The sequence below is a fragment of the Clostridia bacterium genome (genome assembly GCA_014360065.1).
Taxonomy (GTDB): Bacteria; Bacillota; DSM-521; order Neomoorellales; family JACIYF01; genus JACIYF01.
This window is the reverse complement of the sequence record JACIYF010000011.1, coordinates 11,043-28,474: the sequence shown is the minus strand read 5'-3', so window position 1 is coordinate 28,474 and position 17,432 is coordinate 11,043. Positions and strand designations below refer to the sequence as shown.

12 protein-coding genes and 1 pseudogene are annotated in these 17,432 nt (G+C 55.9%); 11 read left to right on the top strand and 2 right to left on the bottom strand.

From position 1 onward, the window contains the following. The first annotated feature begins 12 nt into the window (after positions 1 to 12). The 9 genes and pseudogenes from H5U02_03425 (at position 13) to H5U02_03385 (ending at position 8,903) form a co-directional block, all read left to right on the top strand. Positions 13 to 1,719 (top strand): FAD-binding protein, encoded by a 1,707-nt coding sequence (locus tag H5U02_03425; GenBank protein MBC7341489.1) that lies wholly within the window; start codon positions 13 to 15, stop codon positions 1,717 to 1,719. A 42-nt stretch (positions 1,720 to 1,761) separates the two neighbouring features. Beyond that, positions 1,762 to 2,193, top strand: coding sequence for a MaoC family dehydratase (locus H5U02_03420; GenBank protein ID MBC7341488.1), 432 nt, complete (start codon positions 1,762 to 1,764; stop codon positions 2,191 to 2,193). Then, on the top strand, positions 2,190 to 3,713 hold the full coding sequence (locus H5U02_03415) for a hypothetical protein (GenBank protein ID MBC7341487.1): 1,524 nt from the start codon (positions 2,190 to 2,192) through the stop codon (positions 3,711 to 3,713). The genes H5U02_03420 and H5U02_03415 overlap by 4 nt, the downstream gene beginning before the upstream one ends. 125 nt (positions 3,714 to 3,838) lie before the next feature. After that, positions 3,839 to 4,612: an IclR family transcriptional regulator gene (locus H5U02_03410; protein ID MBC7341486.1), complete on the top strand. Its 774-nt coding sequence runs from the start codon at positions 3,839 to 3,841 to the stop codon at positions 4,610 to 4,612. Positions 4,613 to 4,635: 23 nt separating this feature from the next. Then, positions 4,636 to 4,971: a hypothetical protein gene (locus tag H5U02_03405; GenBank protein ID MBC7341485.1), complete on the top strand. Its 336-nt coding sequence runs from the start codon at positions 4,636 to 4,638 to the stop codon at positions 4,969 to 4,971. Positions 4,972 to 5,080: 109 nt separating this feature from the next. Beyond that, the gene (locus tag H5U02_03400; protein MBC7341484.1) at positions 5,081 to 6,595 is read left to right on the top strand and encodes an acyl CoA:acetate/3-ketoacid CoA transferase; all 1,515 of its coding nucleotides are present in this window, start codon (positions 5,081 to 5,083) and stop codon (positions 6,593 to 6,595) included. A gap of 16 nt (positions 6,596 to 6,611) precedes the next feature. Continuing rightward, on the top strand, positions 6,612 to 7,382 hold the full coding sequence (locus H5U02_03395) for an enoyl-CoA hydratase/isomerase family protein (protein ID MBC7341483.1): 771 nt from the start codon (positions 6,612 to 6,614) through the stop codon (positions 7,380 to 7,382). Between the two features lie 190 nt (positions 7,383 to 7,572). After that, the gene (locus H5U02_03390) at positions 7,573 to 7,908 is read left to right on the top strand and encodes a nucleotidyltransferase domain-containing protein (protein ID MBC7341482.1); all 336 of its coding nucleotides are present in this window, start codon (positions 7,573 to 7,575) and stop codon (positions 7,906 to 7,908) included. 398 nt (positions 7,909 to 8,306) lie between these two features. Then, positions 8,307 to 8,903 (top strand): annotated as a pseudogene (locus tag H5U02_03385) (transcription elongation factor GreAB). A 93-nt stretch (positions 8,904 to 8,996) separates the two neighbouring features. Here H5U02_03385 and H5U02_03380 read toward each other — a convergent pair. Together H5U02_03380 and H5U02_03375 are read right to left on the bottom strand one after the other, a co-directional pair. Continuing rightward, entirely contained in the window at positions 8,997 to 9,398 is a 402-nt protein-coding gene (locus H5U02_03380; protein ID MBC7341481.1) for a HEPN domain-containing protein, read from the bottom strand. After that, a complete protein-coding gene (locus H5U02_03375) occupies positions 9,388 to 9,678 on the bottom strand; it encodes a nucleotidyltransferase domain-containing protein (GenBank protein MBC7341480.1) in 291 nt (96 codons plus the stop codon). The genes H5U02_03380 and H5U02_03375 overlap by 11 nt, the downstream gene beginning before the upstream one ends. A 446-nt stretch (positions 9,679 to 10,124) precedes the next feature. On the opposite strand from H5U02_03375, the gene rpoB reads away from it, so the two are divergent. Both rpoB and rpoC read left to right on the top strand, forming a co-directional pair. After that, positions 10,125 to 13,847 (top strand): DNA-directed RNA polymerase subunit beta, encoded by a 3,723-nt coding sequence (rpoB, locus tag H5U02_03370; protein ID MBC7341479.1) that lies wholly within the window; start codon positions 10,125 to 10,127, stop codon positions 13,845 to 13,847. Between the two features lie 23 nt (positions 13,848 to 13,870). Further along, positions 13,871 to 17,419 carry a DNA-directed RNA polymerase subunit beta' gene (rpoC, locus tag H5U02_03365; GenBank protein ID MBC7341478.1) on the top strand — a complete coding sequence of 1,183 codons (3,549 nt, stop codon included), beginning with the start codon at positions 13,871 to 13,873 and terminating at the stop codon, positions 17,417 to 17,419. Positions 17,420 to 17,432 lie beyond the last annotated feature (13 nt).

Sequence of the window (17,432 nt, the reverse complement as noted above, 5' to 3'; positions counted from 1 at the left end):
GGTGGCTAGACCGTGTCCAAGGGTCAGAGCGATGTTATGGCTCTAAATGCTGACGTCCTCATCATCGGCTTCGGCTCCGCCGGCCTCCGGGCGGCCCTGGAGGCGGCCCGGGCCGGGGCAGAGGTCCTGGTGGTAGGAAAAGACCGCCTTAATGAGGGCGGGGCCACCGGCTACGGGGCCTCGGAGGTGGCCGGGTTCAACGTGGGCGACGGGGCTACCGATCCCCTGGACAACCCCGGGGAGCACTACCGGGACATCATGGGGGCCGCCCAGGGGATGGCCGACCCGGTCCTGGCCCGGATGCTGGCCGAGGAGGCTCCCCTGGCCTATGAAGACTTAAAGGGCTTTGGCGTGCCCTTTAGGGAGGAGCAAGGAAGGCCGGTGGCCATCTCCGGCTGCTTTGCCACCCGGCCGAGGATGCACATCATCCCCGGCCACGGAAAGCCCATCCTCTCCGCCCTCCGCCGGGAGCTTTCCCGCTATCCGGTCAAGTTTCTGGAGGAGCACCTGGTGCTGGACCTGGCGGTGAAGGAGAAGAGGTGCATGGGGGCCCTGGCCATGGGAAAGGACGGCCAGCCCCTTCTCATCACCGCCGGGGCGGTGGTGCTGGCCGCCGGGGGAGCGGGGCATCTCTTCTCTCCCAGCCTCTACCCGGAAAGCATCACCGCCGACGGGTACGCCCTGGCCTACCGGGCCGGGGCCACCCTGGTGAACATGGAGTTCATGCAGGCCGGGCTGGGGATCCTCATCCCCGGGTATCCTCCCTCCCTCCTCAACGCCTGGCTGTGGAAGCTGAAACCCAGGCTGATTGATGAGGAAGGTGATGAGGTCCTCTACCGGTATCTCCCCGATCCTGACCTTATGGAGCAGTGCTACCGGGACAAGGGGCACTTCCCCTTCTCGGTGGCCGATGCCTCCCGCTACCTTGAAATAGCGGTCAAGAAGGAAAGCATAAAAGGAAAGGTTTACCTTGACTTCACCGGGGCATCCCCCGAAGGCTTGAGCGACCCCAACCTCAAATCGGTCTTTCAGGCTACCCGGGAATGGTACGCTGCCCGCGGCGTCGATCTCTTAAAAAGTCCGGTAGAAGTAACCTGCGTCGGCCATGCCGTAAACGGCGGGGCGAAGATCGGCCCCGAGGGCGATACCGACCTGCCCGGCCTTTATGCCGCCGGGGAGGTGGCCGGCGGCCCCCACGGGGCCGACCGCCTGGGAGGGAACATGCTCCTTGCCTGCCAGGTGTTCGGCCGCCGGGCCGGAAAAGCGGCGGCCCGGTACGCCCTGGAAGGCCATCGTCCCAGCCTGGGCGAGCCCCGTTGGGTACGCGGCTTTCTTGCCAACCGCTGGGCGGGGGTGGACCAGACCACCTTCTCCTCAATACGCAGAAGGCTCCAGGAGGCCATGTACCGGGACTACCTGATCGTGAAGGATGCGTCCTCTCTGGCCAGGCTTAAGAACACCATCGATGCCCTCCGGCTTGAGGTTTCGGACAAGTCCTCCCTGGGCGCCAGCCCGGAAAGCGTCTGGAAAACCCAGGAGCTGAAAAACCTCCTGGATGTGGCCGGCATCATGGCATCAGCGGCCGGCCTCCGCACCGAGAGCCGGGGCGGCCACTACCGGGAGGACTTTCCCAAAAAGGACCCTGGTTGGGAGAGGGTGATAACCTGCACCTACAGGGCCGGCCGGGAGCCGGTTCTTGGCACCAAGAGTTTTAGCTAGGCAAAAGACTATTACTACCAATTAAAGGAGCCCGGAATCGAGATGAGCTGGAAAGAGCGAATTCAAGTTGGAGGTCGCTTTTCGGTAACCAAGACCATTTCCGAAAGCGATGTGTACTTGTATGCCGGCATAACCGGCGATTTTCATCCCAACCACGTCAACGAGCAGTATGCTTCCACCAAGATGTTTAAGCATCGGGTGGTGCACGGCGCCCTTTTGATAGGGTTCATGTCGGCGGCCACTACCCAGCTTAGGGATGTGCTTGAGCCGCCCGGCTATATGGCCCAGGAGTATCAGGCCAAGTTTGTGGCCCCGGTCTACTTCGGGGACACCGTCACTGTCACCTTGACCGTGGCCGAGATTTTGGCCGAGCGCCGCAAGGTCATTATGAAGGCAGAGATAACCAACCAGGATGGGACCACGGTAGCCCAAGGCTCGGCCACCGTAAAAGTCCTGCGGGGTGAAGAAGAATGAGGGTCATGACAGCCGAAGAGGCAGTAGAGCTAATCCAGGACAACGACACCGTAGCTGTCTGCGGGTGCGAGAACCTCCTGCTTCCGGAAAAGGTGGTCAGCGCCCTGGAAGAAAGGTTTTTAAAAACCGGACATCCAAGAAACCTGACCGAAGTCCATCCCATCATCTACGGCATGGGGGTGGGCCTGGGGCTTGAGCATTTCGCCCATGAGGGCATGACCCGCCGGGTCATCGGCAGCGGCTACAGCTACCTGAAGACCTCCCGCATGAGCCAGATGGCCCTTCTGGGCGAGGTGGAAGCCTACGTGGTGCCCATGGGGACCGTGTTTGGCCTGCTCCGGGATATCGCCTCCGGGCGGGACTTCCACCTGACCAGCGTGGGCCTAAATACGTTTGTCGACCCCCGTATCGAGGGCGGCCGGCTGAACCAGCGCACCACTGCCGATATATGTTCTCTAAGGGTAATCGACGGCAAGGAATACCTATGTTATCCCACCTTCCCCATTAACGTGGCCATCATCCGCGGCACCACCGCCGATACCCACGGCAACATCACCCTGGAGGATGAACCGGTCACTTTAGGCATCGCCACCCTGGCCATGGCGGCCAAAAACAGCGGCGGCAAAGTGATCGCCCAGGTCAGGCGCCTGGCCGAAGCCGGGAGCTTAAAGCCCAGGGAGGTGGTGGTGCCGGGCATCATGGTGGACGCCATCGTGGTGGACCCCGATCAAACCATTTCCGGAGGCAAAGAACTAAATCCCGCTCTCACCGGAGAGATCAGAATGCCACTAGAAGCCATCGAGCCGCTGCCGCTAGATATAAGGAAAATAATTGTCCGGCGGGCGGCGGCTGAGCTTGGGGAGGCCCGGATAGTGAATCTGGGGGTTGGAATTCCGGTGGAGATCCCGAGGATTGCCCTGGAAACCGGTATCATCGATCGGCTTACTTTCTTCCCCGAGCACGGGTCGGTGGGAGGCGTCCCGGCCGGGCGCGAGGTCTTTGGCGCCAACATCAACCCCGAAGCCATCATCGATTCGACCCAGGTGTTTGACTGTTTCCAGGGGGGCGGTCTGGACGCCACCTTCCTCGGCTTTGGCGAGATCGATGAGCTCGGCAACGTCAACGTCAGCAAATTCAATAATGTGGTTCCCGGTTGCGGCGGCTTCATCGACATCACCCACCGCACCAAAAAGATCGTCTTCTGCGGAACCCTGACTGCCGGAGGGTTGGAAGCGGAAGTAAAACACGGCAAGCTGGTTATATCCAAGGAGGGAAGGTTCCGCAAGCTGGTCAAAAGGGTGGAGCAGATAACCTTCAATGCCGAGAACGCCAAAAGGTGCGGCCAGGAGGTTACCTACGTTACTGAGCGGGCGGTGTTTAAGCTCACGGCCCAAGGCCCGGTTCTCACAGAAATTGCTCCAGGCGTGAGGCTTAAGGAAGACGTCTTGGAGAATATCGATTTTCCAGCTCAGGTCAGCCCGAACCTCAAAATTATGGACCAGGCCCTGCTTTTAGAGTAATTTAGTGGAAGTTTATTAGCATAGGGAGGAATCGGCGTAAGACTGTCGAATACCTAAGGTGTTCCTAGAAAGTGAGATCTTAGTCCCATTCTATGGGAACACCTTAGGAGATGAGGGATGTCCGGGTGCCGGAGAGACCGAACCAGATAGTTACTCTAGAACGGGCGCTTAGCATCCTCCTTGCCTTTAGCCAGGAAAGGCCGGTGTTATCAGCGCAAGAAATCGGTTCACTTACGGGTATTAAAAGAAGCACTTTGTACCGGTTTCTTGATGTCCTCGAGCAATATCAGATGCTGGCCAGGGAAAGGGCTGGCTATAAACTTGGCCTTAAGCTCCTGGAGCTGGGCAACATCGTAGCCAAGAATATGCAGCTTAGGCCCATTGCTAGGCCCTACATGATCGAATTGGTCAATCAGACCGGGCTGACCGCCAATCTAGCGGTTTACGATCGGGGCGAAATCCTTTATGTGGAGAACATAGTGCCCAAGGATGTCAGGGTTGTCTCCATGTATGGGGGTCGAGGCCCGGCACACTGCACTACCACCGGAAAAGTCCTGCTTTCGGGACAGTCCGAGGAAGAATTGGAACGACTTATTGCCAGAGGCCTAACAAGATATACCGATTACACCATTACCGATGGAGCCAAGCTCAAGTGTGAATTAGAAAAGATCCGGCACCAGGGGTACGCTATCGATGATCAGGAGCTGGAAATAGGGCTTCGGGGAGTAGCCGCTCCCATCAAAAACTCCAAGGGGGAAGTGATAGCGTCGCTAAGCCTTTCTGGGCCGACCACCCGGCTTAATGATGAGACCATTCCTCAACTGATTGAGCTGGTGGTAACGGCTTGCGAGGCTATTTCCAAGGAGTTGGGATATCAGGACCGTGGGAGTGACAGCTGACTAGCAAGTAACTCGGGAGCAAAATGGAAAGGCCACCTGGTCCCTCCGCCAAGAGTAACACCAGGTGGTCCGGTCGTAGCCCCTGGGGATATCATCCCCAGGTCTACCCTTTTTGTGATTTTAACACTGATCACGCCAGCGGTAAAGGAGTTGATCTACATGCGGTGGCCGGCATGATCTCCGGCCCCATGATAGCCTACCTTTGGAAATCAAACGCCATGCTCCGGGACTGGATGTTTGAAGGATTGCCGGCAGTAGTTGGGGCGGCGTTGATTGTAATTGTGGTAAGCTTGTTGACTAAGAAGCCCAATGAGGACGAGGTGGAAGAGGACTTTAAGCTCTTGGGCGGTGCTGAGTAAGAGATTGCTGAGAAGCGAGATCGGGCCGGAGGGCCGCTTGCGGCCCTCCGGCCCACGCCCCGCAGGCACGTACTTGGGCAAGCAAAGAGCATGCGAGGAGGAAGATACGTTGGTACGATTTCTAAGTCCTGACCAGGCGGTAGAGTTAATCCCTGATAACGCTACTGTACTGGTGTGCGGGAACGGCTCGGTGTTAAACCCGGACACGGTCTTAGCTGCTTTGGAGAAGCGGTTTCTTGAAACTGGCCATCCTCAGAGCCTTACTGAGGTTCACCCGGTGGTTATGGGCTTTCACCCGGGGACTGGCATCGACCGCTTTGCTCATGAGGGCATGACCAAGAGAGTAATAGGCAGCGGGTACGGGGTTTGGAAGTTGAGAAACATGAATGAAATGATCCGGCAGTGTAAGGTTGAAGCCTACAACCTTCCCATGGGAGTATTGTTTCAGTTGATGCGGGCCATTGCTGCCGGGCAACCGGGCCTGATAACCCCAGTAGGCCTTCATACCTATGTAGACCCACGGGTAGAAGGCTGCGGGTGGAACGAGATCTCAAAGGACGATAGCTTGGTTAAGGTTATCAATCTGGAAGGGCAAGAGTTCCTCTTTTATAGAGGTTATCCCATAGATGTGGCCATCATTATGGGCACCACCGCTGACGAGGACGGCAACATATCGGTGGAAGACGAACCGTCCACTCTAGGCATACTGCCGTTTGCTATGGCTGCTAAGAACAGCGGGGGCGTGGTTATTGCCCAAGTCAAGCGCAAAGCCGCTAGGGGTTCGCTCCACCCGCGGCTGGTGGCGGTACCGGGTGTCCTGGTGGACGCGGTAGTAATTGATCCCGACCAGCCCCAATCAGTTGAGCGGTTTGAAGCGGGCTTGACCGGGCAGCTTCGGGTTCCCCTGGATCAAATTCCTCGTATGGATGAAGGGGTTGAAAAAGCGATTCTCAAACGGGCAGCGAAAGAGTTACAGCCCGGGGATCTGGTCAATCTTGGGTTTGGGTTGCCGGCTTATATGCCTTGGGTGGCGGTAGAACTCGGCCTGCACGACCAGGTTAAGTTTACCACTGAGCATGGTACCATTGGTGGGATTCCGGCCGGCTGGACCTTGTTTGGGACCGCTTATAATGCGGACATGCTCCTTGATTCTTCTTCATTATTTGATCTTTACGCCGGGGGTGGACTGGATGTTACCTGCCTCGGTATGGCCGAGGTAGATGCCCTAGGTAACGTCAATGTGAGTGCTTTTGGCGAAAGAAAGCCTGGCTGTGGCGGCTTCATTGATATTACCTTTAAGGCCAAAAAAATCATCTTTTGCGGCACCATGACCGCCAAAGGGCTGAGGGAAGAGATAAGGGATGGGCAACTGGTCATAGTTCAAGAAGGGACGGTGAAGAAGTTCGTTCCCCAGGTACAGCAGATCACTCTCAATGGCCGGGAGGCAGTCCGGAAAAACCAACAGGTGCTGTACGTCACTGATCGATGCGTGTTTAGGTTAACTCCTAATGGCTTGCAGCTAGTTGAAGTGGCTCCCGGGATTAGGGTGGATGAACACATCCGGCCGGTGGTCCAGTTCGAGTTTTCAGTTGCCGATCAGCTTGGGGTGATGGATGTATTCTAGCTGAGGAGGGGCGGCGGTGGCATTTCAAGATCTGCGGATAGAGCTTAAGAACCAGGTTGCCACTGTGGTTATCTCTAGGCCAAAGAAGCTTAATGCGCTGACCCTAAATACGAAGGCGGAAATTGCTCAAGTTATGACTGGTCTATCGGCCGACCGTGATGTCCGAGCAGTAATTCTCACCGGTGAAGGCGAGCAATCCTTTTCGGTGGGCACTGATGTGAATGAAATGAAAGATTTGTCACCGGGGGAAGCCAAGCAATTCATTGAACGAGAGCGGACGGCTTATACCTCGATTCGCGATTGCCGAAAACCGGTCATCGCCGCCATCAACGGATATGCACTTGGCGGTGGCTGCTGTTTGGCTATGGCTTGCGACTTCAGGATAGCTTCTGAGCATGCCGTCCTCGGCTTAACTGAGCTGGAAATGGGCGTTCCCGTGCCGGTCGAAGGAGCGTTGCTAATTGGTTTGGTGGGGGTAAGTAAAGCCAAGGAGATGATCTTTACCGCTTCCCGGATTTCGGCTCAGGAGGCCAATAAGATAGGGCTAGTTAACCGGGTTGTGCCTTTACCTGAACTCTTGCCCGAATGTTATCGGCTGGCAGAGAGGATATTGAGACTCGACCCTAGGGCTATTGCTCTCCAAAAGGAGATCTTCAACAAATGGATGGAGTTGCCGCTGGAGGCGAGCATACAGTATTCGGTCAATGCTTTTGCCCTAGCCTTTGCTTCTTGCGCCCCAAAGCGCGCCATAGCTTCGTTTCTAGAGCGGCCCCGCCATAAATCCTAAGCGCTTTGGCTAGCTTCCACTTCCTAAATATAACCCAACCCTTGGCTGCCCCCAAGCGGGCAGCCAAGTGGTTTTTCCTGGCCCGGAGCAATGCAGTTCTGCGAAGAAGTTGGCTTTCCTGGCACAGTGTGGTATCATGGTGTTACATGGGAAAAGCTGTAAATGGTGAGAAGAGGAAAAAGGTGATACCATGAAGGAACAAATACCTGATCGGATAAGCAGGGCTATCCAAGAGTTCTGCTATCTATTGAGAAAACGTTTGGGCCCAAAAGTTATAGAAACTCGCTTGTTCGGCTCAGTGGCTCGTGGTACTTTTACTCCCCAGTCGGATATCGATATTCTGGTAATTGTCCAGGACAACGATAAGGCTTACAGAGAAGTGATAATAGATCTAGCCGTAGATATTAATTTGCAATACGATGTTGTGATATCGCCGATCATTATGTCCGTAGAAAGCTTTTCCAGGCCTTTATTTCAAGAAACCTATTTCTATAAATCCATCCAAGAAGAAGGAATATCGCTATGAGCATGGATTTATGTCGGTGGCGATTGGAAAAAGCCAAGAACACCTTTAAGGAAGGGGAACAGCTTTTAGAAGCTGGTTCTTATTAAGCGCCGCATGCTCGGCCGGGGTTTTATCTCCCAAGGCTTTTTTTGTTACCGCCAAGCTGCCTTAGGAAGTTGAAAGCAGCCAGAGCATCCCGGTACTCTGAGAAGAACCAGGCCGGGATCAGGCGGTCTTCCTCCAGGTCCTGGCTGGTGGCCGTTCTTTCTGGCGTGCCACCCGCACCTGGGGCAAGACGGGTTATTAAAAGCTTTACGGCTCGAAGTTTGGTTACCCTCCTTTACTGGCGTTTGGTCGAGGTACAAGATTCTCCACAGGGAGGGGGGTAACCTTCATAACGGCAGAGTACTTGTGCTGCAATAGGTTTAGGAAATTTGTTTTGGAAGCATCTCCAGCTTGGGTTGAAGCTCAAGATTAATGAACAGAAGAGCGCGGTAGACCGGCCGTGGAAACTGAAATACCTGGGGTTTAGCATGTACAAGAATAAGGGGAAAGTCCTCATTCGCCTAGCTCCGCAAACCATCGAACGGGTCAAGAACAGAATCCGAGAGTTTACCTCCCGGAGCAAACCCGTGAGCATGGAGGCCAGGATTCCGCGCATTAACGCCTATCTGGGTGGCTGGATGGGGTACTTCGCCTTAGCTGAAACCCCCAGTGTCTTCAAGGGCCTCGAGGAGTGGCTCAGACGCCGCCTTCGCCTGTGCCTCTGGAGGTAGTGTAAGCGAGTCCGAACCCGCTACCGCGAACTACGCGCACTAGACTTACCAGAATGGGTTGTACACGAGTTCGCCAACTCTCGTAAGGGACCATGGCGGATGGCCCGCGGGCCGATGAATAGAGCCCTGGGCAACACCTACTGGGAAGCCCAGGGCTTGATGAGTTTGACCGCACGTTACCGTAGCATTCGTCAAACTTGGCGAACCGCCCGGTGCGGACCCGCATGCCGGGTGGTGTGAGAGGACGGGGGCTAGCCGCCCCCTCCTACTCGATTTTCCTAGCCCAGAGAAGTGCAATTCTGGCCCTCGTCCTATTAAGTGAGCAGGGATATATCACTCGGAATGGAGAAGGCATCTTCTTGAGGTGTTGTAGATGGCCTCCGCCATTTCTATGGCCTTCTTAGCTTCTTCATTGGTAGCCGGCGGTGCATCCCCAGGGTAACGTCCCTCGGTAGCCCAATCGGTAAGCCAATCTAGGTCAAATTTAGCAAGCAGTTGTTGCTCATTAGGCGGCAAGAGATCAACAAGATAAGCCAGGTCATGTTTATAGGCAAACCTAATTCCGTGCTGAATCAGAAGGGCTTTCAGGCTTTTCTCGGCGCATTGCTGTGAGAGGTAACACGCTAGGTCAGTCTCAGGATCCCTGTCGTTAAATGCCATTTTGGCTACGCGCAGGTCTCTTCTGGCCTTATCTAGCCACTTTGCGGCTTCCTGCTTTCTTACTTCACTGCTCATAAAGCACCCTCCCCTCGTGGAGGGCGGGGTGGTATACTGTCCACCAGGCCTCGTTGTACTTTCTAACGTCTTCCGGGCAAGCAACTATAATGTCTTTTGGAACCTTGAAATCCCGCAGCTCTCTTCTAATGGCTACCTGTAGCTTGCGCTTCTGCTCCCGCCTACAGCGGATAACAATTAAAAGGTCTATATCACTATCTGCTCCAGCATCTTCTCTTGCCAATGAGCCGAAAAGAATTATCTTCTGGGGGTTAAACTTTTCTACGATCCGTTTGGCCATTAACTGTACTACTTCATTCACGGCCGCTTGCCTCGCTTTCTTGTACGCCGCAGCGGACCTCCCAGATGCCGTGCGCTACTTCATCTTACAAATATTAGTATCACACCGTCACTGGGTCTATCAAGGAGAAGAACCGTCTAAGCCCCAGTAACCCATGCCAACATTTTCTCTGTCCGCGCCCACGTGACAATATCACCTCCCGTGACACACGCCAAATTTTTTCTTGACAACTGCCCTGCCTTGAAGTATCATCTCAGGATGCATTGGTATGCACTTATCTGGATCCGAGTATAAGGTTTTCCTACTTGGGTAAATAATATCAAAGATAGGGGTCTTTGTCTTCATTGGGGGAAAAAGCGAGGTTTTAAACGGAAAACCTTGCTTTTACATTCCCTCGAATGAAGGTTTCTTTTGTCTTTTGCTTTTAATTTTGTGGGGGTGAGCCTGTGGAATATCCATACCCGGTTCCGGTAGGCTCGAGGACGCGCTATAGCTTTGGTAAGATCCATGAGGTTCTCGAGATGCCCAACCTCATCGAAGTACAGAAGAAGTCCTACGAGTGGTTTTGGAAGGAGGGCTTGCGCGAGACTTTTCGGGACATTTCTCCCATCCAAGACTTTACCGGAAACTTGGTTTTGGAGTTTGTAGATTATACCCGGGGAGAACCCAAATATAGCATCGAAGAGTGTAAGGAGAGGGACATGACCTACTCCGCTCCCCTAAGGGTCAAGGTGCGCTTGATTAACCGGGAGACGGCAGAGGTCAAGGAACAGGAAGTGTTCATGGGCGAATTTCCTTTGATGACAGAGAAGGGCACCTTCGTCATCAACGGGGCTGAGCGCGTAGTCGTCAGCCAGATGGTACGGTCCCCCGGCGTATACTACGGGGAGCAACAGGACAGCGCCGGCAACAAGGTTTACGAGGCTACCATTATTCCCAATCGGGGGGCTTGGCTGGAGCTGGAGAGCGATGCTGCCGGCGCCATCTACGTCCGGGTAGACCGCACCCGCAAGCTTCCGGTCACGGTTCTGCTTAGGGCCTTGGGCTATGGCAATAAGTTTAAGATCTTAGAGCTTTTTGAAGACGATCCCCATATCCAGGCTACCTTGGAGCGCGATAATACCGATTCTGAGGAAGAAGCCCTGGTGGAGATTTATAAGCGGCTGCGCCCCGGTGAGCCGCCTACGGTGGAGAGCGCCCGCAACCTCTTGATCAACCTCTTTTTTGATCCCAAACATTATGATTTGGGCAACGTGGGCCGCTACAAGCTCCAGAAGAAGCTCAAGCACGGCATCCTGTGGGAAGAAGACTTGGTGGCCAGACCGGGCGAGGGCGTTATACCTAGCGCTGTACCTGGAGCCAGTGCAGGTGGACCTGCCAACGGCGAAGGCAAGGCTTACTTGCGCATTCTCACCAAAGAAGACGTGGTAGCCACCATCAAGTATTTCATTAAGGTAATGAACGGCGAGGCCCCCATTGATGATATCGACCACCTGGGCAACCGGCGGCTACGGTCGGTAGGGGAGCTTTTGCAAAACCAGTTCCGCATTGGCTTGGCCCGGATGGAACGGGTGGTCAAGGAACGAATGAGCATCCAGGACGTGGAGGCCATCACCCCCCAAGTGCTCATCAACATCCGGCCGGTGGTGGCGGCGGTCAAGGAATTCTTCGGCTCCAGCCAGCTTTCCCAGTTTATGGACCAGACTAACCCTTTGGCCGAGCTTACTCACAAGCGGCGCCTTTCGGCCCTAGGCCCGGGAGGTCTGAGCCGGGAGCGAGCTGGCTTTGAAGTCCGAGATGTACACTACTCCCACTACGGGCGCATCTGTCCTATTGAAACTCCAGAAGGACCCAATATCGGCCTCATTGGTTCGCTGAGCACCTACGCCCGCATCAACGAGTTCGGCTTCATAGAGACCCCTTATCGCAAGGTGGATCAGGAGCGAGGCGTAGTTACCGACGAGATCGAGTACTTCAGCGCCGATGAAGAGGACAATTATGTCATTGCCCAAGCCAACGCCCCTCTGGACGATGAGGGCCATTTCCTGGAGAAACGGGTAGATGCCCGTTACGCCGATGAGATCCTGACGGTCCCAGCCGAACGGGTGCAATACATGGATGTTACTCCCAAGCAGGTTTGGAGCGTGGCTACTTCCCTCATTCCTTTCCTGGAGCATGACGATGCCAACCGGGCCCTGATGGGCGCCAATATGCAGCGCCAGGCGGTACCCCTTATCCGTACCGAGGCTCCCTTGGTGGGGACCGGGATGGAGCAGAAGGCGGCCCATGATTCCGGCGTAGTGGTGCTGGCCGAGAAGCCAGGCAAGGTGGAGCGGGTGACTGCTACTGAGATCCTGGTCCGCAACGATGATGGCACGGTGAGCACCTATCGGCTGGCGAAATTCTCCCGCTCCAATCAAGGTACTTGCATCAATCAGCGTCCTATAGTTCGCAAGGGTGACCGGGTGGAAGCCGGTCAGGTACTGGCGGATGGGCCCTCCACCGATCAGGGAGAGCTGGCTTTGGGCAAGAACGTATTGGTAGCCTACATGCCCTGGGAGGGCTACAATTACGAGGACGCCATCCTCATTAGCGAGCGCCTAGTCCGGGACGACGTGTTTACTTCCATTCATATCGAAGAATATGAGTGCGATGCCCGCGATACCAAGCTAGGCCCGGAGGAGATCACCCGCGATATCCCCAATGTCGGCGAGGAAATCCTGCGCGACCTAGACGAGCGCGGCATCATCCGGGTAGGAGCGGAAGTCCACCCTGGGGATATCCTGGTGGGCAAGGTTACTCCCAAGGGCGAAACCGAGCTTACAGCTGAAGAAAGGTTGCTTCGGGCCATATTTGGAGAAAAAGCTCGGGAAGTTCGAGATACCTCCTTGCGCGTGCCCCACGGCGAGTCGGGTATTGTAGTAGACGTTAAGATCTTTTCCCGGGACAAGGGAGATGAGCTGGCTCCGGGGGTCAACCAGCTGGTGCGGGTTTACGTGGCCCAGAAGCGCAAGATCTCCGAGGGCGACAAGATGGCGGGGCGCCATGGAAACAAGGGGGTTATTTCCCGTATCCTGCCCGTGGAGGATATGCCGTTCTTGCCAGACGGCACTCCAGTGGATATTGTCCTCAACCCTCTAGGCGTGCCCTCGCGAATGAACATTGGCCAGATCCTAGAATGCCATTTGGGCTGGGCGGCCAAAGCCTTGGGCTTATATGTTGCCTCGCCTGTGTTTGATGGCGCCGACGAGGACGATATCATCAAGATGTTGCAAAAAGCTGGTTTACCACCTACCGGTAAGACCAAGCTGCGCGATGGCCGTACCGGCGAGCCTTTCGACAACGAAATCACGGTGGGCTACATCTACATGCTGAAGCTAGCCCACTTAGTGGATGACAAGATCCACGCCCGTTCTACCGGACCTTATTCCTTGGTTACCCAGCAGCCCTTGGGCGGCAAGGCGCAGTTTGGCGGCCAGCGCTTCGGAGAGATGGAGGTTTGGGCTCTAGAAGCTTATGGCGCGGCTTATACCTTGCAAGAGATATTGACCGTCAAATCGGATGACGTGGTGGGCCGGGTGCGCACCTACGAAGCGGTGGTGAAAGGAGAAAATGTGCCTGAGCCTGGCGTACCCGAGTCCTTCAAGGTGCTGATCAAGGAGCTGCAGAGCCTAGGGCTGGACGTAAAAGTCCTCTCGGAAGAAAACCAGGAGATCGAGATCCGCGAAGATGACGACGATATCGGGGAAACCGCCAAAGAACTGGGCATTGATATTAAAGGGGAAGAGCCGGTGCGAAAGCGGGAAGACGAGCTACCAATAGAGGAGCCGGAGGGAGAAGAGGAAGAAGAGGAAGAGGAAGAGGAAGAAGGCGAAGACTTGGTGGCTTTTGGTGAAGAAGGCGTAGATGAGGGCGATGGAGAGGAAGAGGTGGAGCTTCCGATCCTGGCCGATGAAGATACCCTTGATGACATCCATCTTGATGACGAAGACTTGGGTGCCGATGATGACGAGGTATTCCTGAAGCGGCAAAGATCGAAGCGGCGCGCCCTAATCTCGGAAGCCGATGAACTTGAAGACGAGGAAGAAAGCGGCTTAGACTTGGAAGACCTGGACAGGGAGGAGCTGCCAACGCCCAGAAGCCGGCGCCGCACGGCACGCGGAAAGTAAAGAGGTCAGGGAGGAGCGATAGCGTGCTAGACGTAAGTAACTTCGACCGCTTGCGGATAGGTTTGGCCTCTCCGGAGCAGATCCGGGCTTGGTCCAGCGGTGAAGTGAAAAAACCAGAGACCATAAACTACCGGACCTTAAAGCCCGAGCGGGAAGGATTGTTTTGTGAGAAAATCTTTGGTCCCACCAAGGACTGGGAATGCCACTGCGGCAAATACAAGCGGGTACGCTACAAGGGTGTAGTCTGCGATCGCTGCGGGGTTGAGGTCACGCGAGCTAAAGTCCGGCGCGAACGCATGGGGCATATAGAGCTGGCGGCCCCGGTTTCCCATATTTGGTATTTTAAGGGCATTCCTAGCCGTATGGGCCTGATCCTGGATCTGTCCCCTCGGGCCTTGGAGAAGGTGCTGTACTTTGTTTCCTATATAGTATTGGATCCGGGCGATACGCCTTTGGTGAAAAAACAGCTGTTGACGGAAACCGAATACCGGGAATACCGCGAGCGCTACGGCAACCGTTTCCAAGCTGGCATGGGAGCCGAAGCCATTAAGCAATTGCTCCAGGAAATTGACCTGGATAAGCTCAGCCAGGAGCTCAGGCGTGAGGCCAAAGAATCCAGTGGCCAGAGGCGGGTGCGGGCGGTCCGTCGGCTGGAGGTGGTAGAGGCATTTAGGCAGTCGGGCAACCGGCCAGAGTGGATGATCCTGGATGTCATCCCGGTTATTCCCCCGGAACTGCGGCCCATGGTACAGCTGGACGGCGGCCGCTTTGCCACTTCTGATCTAAACGACCTGTATCGCCGAGTCATCAACCGCAACAACCGTCTGAAGAGACTCTTGGATCTGGGCGCTCCCGACATTATTGTCCGCAATGAAAAGCGGATGCTCCAGGAAGCGGTGGACGCTCTGATCGACAATGGACGTCGGGGCCGGCCGGTTACCGGGCCTGGAAATCGCCCCCTCAAGTCCTTGAGCGATATGCTTAAAGGCAAACAGGGCCGGTTCCGCCAAAACCTGCTGGGCAAGCGAGTTGATTACTCGGGCCGCTCGGTTATCGTGGTAGGCCCAACCCTAAAGATGCATCAGTGCGGGCTGCCCAAGGAGATGGCGCTGGAGCTGTTCAAGCCCTTCGTCATGAAGCGCTTGGTCGACAAGGGGTATGCCCACAACATCAAAAGCGCCAAGCGGATGGTCGAGAGGGTCAAAGATGAAGTATGGGATGTGCTGGAGGAAGTAATCAAGGAGCATCCGGTATTGCTCAACCGAGCTCCTACCCTGCATAGGCTGGGCATTCAGGCCTTTGAGCCCATCCTGGTGGAGGGAAGGGCGATCCAGATCCATCCCCTGGTATGTACGGCTTATAACGCTGACTTTGACGGCGATCAGATGGCGGTGCACGTACCCCTTTCTGCTGAAGCCCAGGCTGAAGCCAGGTTGTTGATGCTCTCCACTGGAAATATCCTGAACCCCAAGGACGGGCGCCCGGTGGTCACCCCCACCCAGGATATGGTACTGGGAGTTTACTACCTTACTGCTGTACGGCGGGGAGCTAAGGGCGAAGGTCGCATCTTTGCCAGCTATGAGGAGGCTTTAGCAGCCTATCGGGAGAAAGTGGTGGACCTACACGCCCTGATTAAAGTGCGGCTGGATGGCAAGATGGTGGAGACCAGCGTTGGCCGCCTGATCTTCAATTTTGAAGTTCCCATTCCCAAAGAGCTAGGGTTTATCAATCACGAGGTAGGGAAAAAGGACTTAGGTCACCTGGTTGACCAGTGCTATCGCTGCCTGGGGGCTTCGGGCACTGCCAAGGTGCTGGACGGCATCAAAAAGGTGGGCTATGACTTTGCTACTAAAGCCGGGGTCACCATTGGCATAGGCGATCTTATTGTCCCCACCGAGAAGGACGAGATCATTCGCGAGACTGAGGCTAAGGTGGAGCAAATCGAAGATCAGTACCGCCGCGGGTTGATCTCCGAGGACGAGCGCTATGAACGCATCATCGAGGATTGGAACCAGGCCACCGAGAAAGTGACAGATCAGCTCATGTCGGGCCTGGACCAGTTTAACCCGGTATTCATGATGGCCAACTCGGGAGCCCGAGGCAACGTCCAGCAGATCCGCCAGCTGGCTGGCATGCGGGGATTGATGGCCGACCCAGCGGGCCGGATCATTGACCTGCCCATCCGTTCCAACTTCCGAGAAGGACTTACGGTTCTAGAGTACTTCATTTCCACCCACGGGGCCCGCAAAGGCTTGGCGGATACCGCTCTGCGGACGGCTGACTCAGGCTACCTCACCCGGCGGCTGGTGGACGTCTCTCAGGATACTATTGTTCGCGAGCAAGATTGCCATGCCACCGACGGCATTGAAGTGGAGGAAATTCGTGAGGGCGACCAAGTCATTGAAGGGTTAGCGGAACGCATCATCGGCAGGTATGCCCTGGAGGATGTGCGCCACCCGGAGACCGGCGAGGTTTTGGTAGCCGCCGATAACGAGATCGATGAGGATGCGGCAGCCCGGATCGTTGAGTCGGGTATTAAGAAGGTAAAGATCCGTTCGGTTCTTACCTGCCGGACTCGCTATGGAGTTTGTGCCAAGTGCTACGGCCGCAACTTGGCCACCGGCAGCCCGGTGGAGATCGGGGAGGCAGTGGGCATCATTGCTGCCCAGTCCATTGGCGAGCCAGGCACCCAGCTGACCATGCGTACCTTCCACACCGGCGGCGTGGCCGGGGAAGATATCACCCAGGGCCTGCCTCGGGTGGAGGAGCTGTTTGAAGCTCGAAAGCCCAAGGGATTTTGTATCCTCAGCGAGGTTTCCGGGACGGTAAAGATAGGCGAGGCCCGCGGGCGGCGGGAGATCCAAGTGGTGACCGATGATGGGTTGTACGAGAGCTATGTCATTCCCCATGGGTCCCGGGTGAGAGTAGAGGACGGCCAGCGGGTGGAGGCGGGCGATCCCCTCACCGAAGGGCCAATTAACCCCCATGATCTTTTAAAGATCAAGGGGCCTAAGGCGGTACAGACCTACCTCTTACGGGAAGTGCAGCAGGTTTACCGTATGCAGGGAGTGGATATTAACGACAAGCACATCGAGATTATCATTCGCCAAATGCTGCGCAAGGTAAAAGTAGATAACCCTGGTGATACCGGGCTTTTGCCCGGGGGTATACTGGACAGCTTTGAGTTTGAAGAGGAAAACCGGCGGGTGATGGAACAAGGAGGGGAGCCGGCCACCGCCCGGCCGGTGCTCCTGGGGATCACCCGGGCTTCCCTGGCTACCGATTCCTTCTTATCGGCAGCTTCCTTCCAGGAAACTACCCGGGTGCTTACCGATGCTGCCATTAAGGGCAAGACGGATCTGCTGCTCGGGCTAAAGGAAAACGTAATCATCGGCAAGCTTATTCCAGCCGGCACCGGCATGAGCCGCTACCGCAGCCTAAAGCCGGTACTGGTAGACGGGGAAGCCAAGGTGGCCAAGGCTGAGGGGGCAGAGGGCGAGGCCGAAGAGCGGGTACTGCCGGCCGGCGAGGCGGTCGAACAGGCACCGGCGCCTGCTCCCGCCCCGGCATAGGGCAGGGAAAACT